The organism is Bradyrhizobium sp. P2_E8 (assembly GCF_056403875.1).
The window spans coordinates 1-1,837 of the sequence record NZ_JBFUES010001265.1; the positions used below are offsets into that span (position 1 = coordinate 1).

Below are 1,837 nucleotides of genomic sequence, written 5' to 3' on the forward strand. Positions count from 1 at the left end.
GTTCTACTATGCCGGTCACGGCATCGCCGTCGGCGGCACCAACTACCTGCTGCCGGTTGACGCAGACATCAAGTCGGAGATGGATGTCAAGCTGGGCGCTGCCATCAACATCGACCTGACACTCGAGCAGACCATGGGCGATGCCAAGGTCAAGCTCGTCTTCCTCGATGCCTGCCGCGACAATCCGTTCGCCGCCAAGATCAAGTCGAACTCCGCGACCCGCAGCGTCAACGTGCAGAGCGGCCTTGCCGAGATGAAGTCCGGCGAAGGCACGCTGATCGCGTTCGCAACCGGCCCCGGCCAGACCGCGCTCGACGGCCAGGAGGGCAACAACAGCCCGTTCACCCGCGCGCTGATCGACAACATCACCAAGCCCGGCATCGAGATCCAGCAGGCGATGACGTCGGTCCGCGCCCAGGTCAATGAAGAGACCCACAAGGGCCAGCTTCCCTGGGGCCACACCAACCTGATCGGCGCCGTCTATCTCAACCAGGCTCCGACGACCCAGGTCGCCAATGCCGCCCCGACCGCTTCCGGCAGCGTGCCGGCGGCGACGGCCGGCAGCTCCGATGGTGTCGAGCTCGAATACTGGCGCTCGGTGAAGGAATCCAACAAGCCGGAAGAGCTCAACGCCTATCTCTCCGCCTATCCGAACGGCCAGTTCAAGGCGCTGGCGCTGGCGCGGCTTGCGGCGATCAAGAGTGGACCGTCGACGACGACCCGCACGCTCAACGCAGGCGTCGATCCCGCCACCTTCACCGACGATGCCAGCCAGCTCACCGAGGATCAGATCGGCCTCGACAAGAACCAGCGCCGCGACGTGCAGCGTCGTCTCTCCGGGCTCGGCTTCGATACCAAGCAGACCGGCGTCTTCAGCGACGAAACCCGGTCGGTGCTCAAGCGCTGGCAGGCAGCGCGCGGCTATCCCTCGTCCGGCTACCTCAACAAGCTTCAGCACAAGGCGCTGCTCTCGGAGGTCGTGGCTGGCCCGCCGACCGCGAGCGACAACAGCCAGAAGGCGGCACGGCGCGCCGCCAGCGCCCCCGCAGCCAGCAGCGCGCCGGCACCAGCTCCCCAACGCAACAACGCCGGCGATGCGGCCGGCGCGGCCTTCGTCGGCGGCGTCGTCGGCGGCATGATGGGCGGCATGTTCCGCCGCTGAGGCGAGTTCAGACCCCGAATACAAAAGCTCGGCTCGCGCCGGGCTTTTTTCTGCCGGTCTAGTAATCCTGGGTGAACCAGGGCACGAGCGTCCGGATACGCGGCATCGCCTGCGTCGTAATGCTCGTCCGAGCCATCTCAGCGATGCGCGGCGCCAGTGACGAGAGATCTCCCCGGCGGGTCACCAGAAGCACTTCGCGAAAAAATCCAGGGCCCGGCAGGGGGAGCGCGCTGACCTGGGCAGCGTGAGCGAGCCCCTGCAACAGACACAGCGGCGTGGTGATCGCCACGCCCATACCGGTCGCGACCATCGCGACCAAGCTGTCCGAGGTGTCAAACTCAAAGGCCCGTGGCGGGCGAATCCCCAGGCGGCTCAGATGACGCTCGACCTGAGCGCCTGCATAGGAGCGTTCGCTGTACCGGACCAGGCGATGTCGAGCGAGGATCTCCCGCAGATCAAGGCCGGCAAATTCGGCCTCCATGCCGCGCGGCACCACCAGCAGATTTGGCTCGCGATAGAATGGGAAGCGCTCGACATCATACAGGYCATCCATCGCATCGCATGTGATCGCCGCGTCGATCGTTCTGTGAACCAGCGCCTCGGCATGCGAGTGAGCAAGGCCTGACCAAACGGACAGACTCAATGCGACCTCGCCCGTCATGAGCTCCTTGACGA

At 65.6% G+C, this 1,837-nt stretch carries 2 protein-coding genes; one reads left to right on the forward strand and one right to left on the reverse strand.

Going from position 1 to position 1,837, the window contains the following annotated elements; translation table 11 throughout:
* The coding region (locus AC1D00_RS39350) for a caspase family protein (protein ID WP_477014390.1) at positions 1 to 1,162 on the forward strand (1,162 nt) is incomplete at its 5' end.
* A 58-nt stretch (positions 1,163 to 1,220) separates the two neighbouring features.
* On the opposite strand, the gene AC1D00_RS39355 is transcribed toward AC1D00_RS39350, so the two are convergent.
* Positions 1,221 to 1,837 (reverse strand): LysR family transcriptional regulator substrate-binding protein (locus AC1D00_RS39355; RefSeq protein ID WP_477014391.1); only part of this gene is annotated, 617 nt, incomplete at its 5' end.